This window comes from uncultured Arenimonas sp., from assembly GCF_963976025.1.
Lineage (GTDB): Bacteria > Pseudomonadota > Gammaproteobacteria > Xanthomonadales > Xanthomonadaceae > Arenimonas.
Genome location: NZ_CAXBJS010000244.1, coordinates 1 through 3,097, shown reverse-complemented (window position 1 = coordinate 3,097; position 3,097 = coordinate 1). Strand labels below are relative to the sequence as shown.

Here is a 3,097-nt window from a genome sequence, read left to right as displayed (position 1 = left end):
TGCCTTCGGCATCGACTTCCAGCGCGTAGCTGGGGGCGAAGCGGATGTACGGGCCGGACACCGAATACACGCGGCCGTTCGGGCCACCGGCAGCCGCCTGCGACGGGAAGTCGTAGAGGCTGTAGGTGCAGTTGACGTCGGTGGTGCCGGTGATCTGGCGGTCGCCGGTGATCACGAGGCGGTCGGACGACGTCACGTTGTTGTCGTTGGCGGTGATCGAGAAGTGCATGGCGCTGTTGCCCAGGCCATTGATAGCGCCGAGACCGGCACTGCCGGCACCGTCGTAGGTCGCCGCCGAACCGGCATCGAACTCCAGGCCGTTGTCGCACTCAAAGCGCGCATAACGCACTTCGCCGATCGAGAAGCTGTAGCCCAGGTTGGCCGACAGGTTCAGGTTGCCGGCCGGATTGAGCAGCGTCACCGGCGAACCCGGCGAAGCGCTGATCTCTTCGGCGTACACCACCGGGGCGCCCGGCACAGCGTCGAGCTGCACGCCCTGGGCGATCGGGGCGACGTAGGGTGCGCGCTGGAACATGTTGCCGTCGGCCCAGGGCGAAATGCCAACCGGAACACTGCCGATGACCGCATTGGTCGCGGTGTCGATGATGTCGACGCGAGCCTGGCTGCGGTTGGCGACGTACAGGCGCGCACCGTCGGGCGTGATCGAAGCGCCGATCATGGACGGGTCGGTCACGATCGTCTGGACGATGGTGTCCGTGGCCGTGTCGATTCGGTAGATGTTGCCGCTGTTCCAGCTGGCGAAGTAGGCCATGGAGCTGTCGGGCAGGAAGTCGACGCCGATCGTGCTGCCGGTGCCGGGCAGCGCCGTGACAATGCCGGTGCCCAGGTCGATGGCCGAGGCGATGTTGCCATTGTCGTTGGTGACGTAGGCCTTGCTGCCGTTCGGCGTCACCGAGACGCTGACCGGAGCCGTCTGCACGACATAGGTCTGCACGATGGTCCGGGTGGCGGTGTCGATCGCGCTGACGGTATTGGTGGCGTGGTTGGGCACGAGGAGGATCGCGCCGTCCGGGGTGACGTCCGGGTACCAGGGATTGTTCAGGCCCGGGATCGTTGCCACCACCGTATTGGTGGCCGTGTCGATCACCGAAACCGAGTTGCCGCCGGAGTTGGGCACATACACTTCGCTGCCATCGGGCGAAACGACGAGACCATACGGCGCCAGGCCTACGGCAACCGTGGTGACGACGGTATTGGTCGTGCCGTCGATGACCGTAACGTTGTTGCTGCTCAGGTTGGCGATGTAGACGCGGGAGCCGTCCGCCGACACCGACACACCCGAAGGCGTCGAGCCGGCCGGAATGGTGGCAGCCACGCTCAGCGTGGCATCGTCGATGACCGAGACGTTGTTGCTGCCCTGGTTCGGAACATAGGCATACGGCTGGGCCGCAACCTGGCTGGCGCCAAGCAGCAACATGGCCATCAAGGTGATTCGCATGGTGGTCCCCTGTGGAAATTAAGGGGGACTAGCCCTCTTTGCCCTCTGCGGGGCCTTCAGGGTGCGGCGCTCCCCCCGGCGCGCCAGCGCGCAGCATGGGGCTTGGGTGGGAACCTGTCGAGGGAAAAAGTCTCGGTCCGGCGCTCAGTCGACGGCCAGGGCCTGGGCGTGTTCGCGGGTGGCGGCGAATTCGAAGTCGGGCCAGCGTTCCTGGGTCAGCTGCAAGTTCACGCGTGAAGGCGCCAGGTAGACCATCTGGCCGGCGGCGTCCACGGCCAGGTGGCTGGCGTTCTTTTCCCGGAACTCTTCCATCTTCTTGGGCGTGCCGCCCTTCACCCAGCGGGCGGTGGCGACCGACACCGGCTCGAAGCTGGCGTCCACGCTGTATTCGTCCTTCAGGCGGTAGGCCACCACGTCGAACTGCAGCATGCCCACGGCGCCCAGGATCAGGTCGTTGGACATCAGCGGCCGGAAGAACTGGGTGGCACCTTCTTCGGAAAGCTGGGCCAGACCCTTCTGCAGCTGCTTTAGCTTCAGCGGGTCGCGCAGGCGGGCGCGGCGGAACAGTTCGGGCGCGAAGTTCGGGATGCCGGTGAAACCCATCGACTCGCCGGAACTGAAGGTGTCGCCGATCGAAATGGTGCCGTGGTTGTGCAGGCCGATCACGTCGCCCGGGTAGGCGGTTTCGGCGATCTCGCGGTCGCTGGCCATGAAGGTAAGCGCGTTGGCCAGCTTATGGTCCTTGCCGCTGCGCACGTGGAAGGCCTTCATGCCACTTTCGTAGCGGCCCGAACACACGCGCAGGAAGGCCACGCGGTCGCGGTGCTGCGGGTCCATGTTGGCCTGGATCTTGAACACGAAGCCGGAGAAGGTTTCTTCCTCGGGCTTGACCACGCGCGTGGTGGTGGCGCGCGGCCGCGGCGACGGCGCGTGTTCGACGAAGAAATCGAGCAGCGGCTGCACGCCGAAGTTGTTCACCGCCGAACCGAAGAACACCGGCGTCTGCCGGCCTTCCAGGTAGGCCTGCTTGTCGAACGAATGCGAGGCGCCCTGCACCAGCTCGAGTTCGTCGCGCAGCTCGGCAAGCATCTTCTCGCCGATGCGTTCGGCCAGGCCGGGGGCGTCGATGGACGGGAAGATGGTGCTGTCCTGGCGGGTGAAGTTGCGGCCCTGTTCGTACAGGTGCACTTCGCCGCTGATCAGGTGCACCACGCCCCGCAGGCGCTGGCCCATGCCGATCGGCCAGGTGATCGGCGCGCATTCGATGCCGAGCACGCTTTCGACTTCGTCGAGCAGTTCGATCGGCTCCTTGCCCTCGCGGTCGAGCTTGTTGATGAAGCTCATGATCGGCGTGTCGCGCAGCCGGCAGACTTCCATCAGCTTGATCGTGCGGTCCTCGACGCCCTTGGCGACGTCGATCACCATCAGCGCGCTGTCCACGGCGGTGAGCACGCGGTAGGTGTCTTCGCCGAAGTCGGCGTGGCCGGGGGTGTCGAGCAGGTTGACGATGCGGCCCTCGTAGGGGAACTGCATCACCGAGCTGGTGACCGAGATGCCGCGCTCCTTCTCCAGCGCCATCCAGTCGGAGGTGGCGTGGCGGGCGGCCTTGCGACCCTTCACCGAGCCGGCCATCTGGAT

The 3,097-nt window shown here is 65.8% G+C and carries 2 protein-coding genes; both read right to left on the bottom strand.

Annotation, left to right across the window (positions count from 1 at the left end; genetic code table 11):
- The coding region (locus AACZ35_RS13520; protein ID WP_339830166.1) for a hypothetical protein at positions 1-1,459 on the bottom strand (1,459 nt) is incomplete at its 3' end.
- Positions 1,460-1,603: 144 nt separating this feature from the next.
- A partial coding sequence (locus AACZ35_RS13515; protein WP_339830164.1) for a peptide chain release factor 3 occupies positions 1,604-3,097 on the bottom strand: 1,494 nt, incomplete at its 5' end.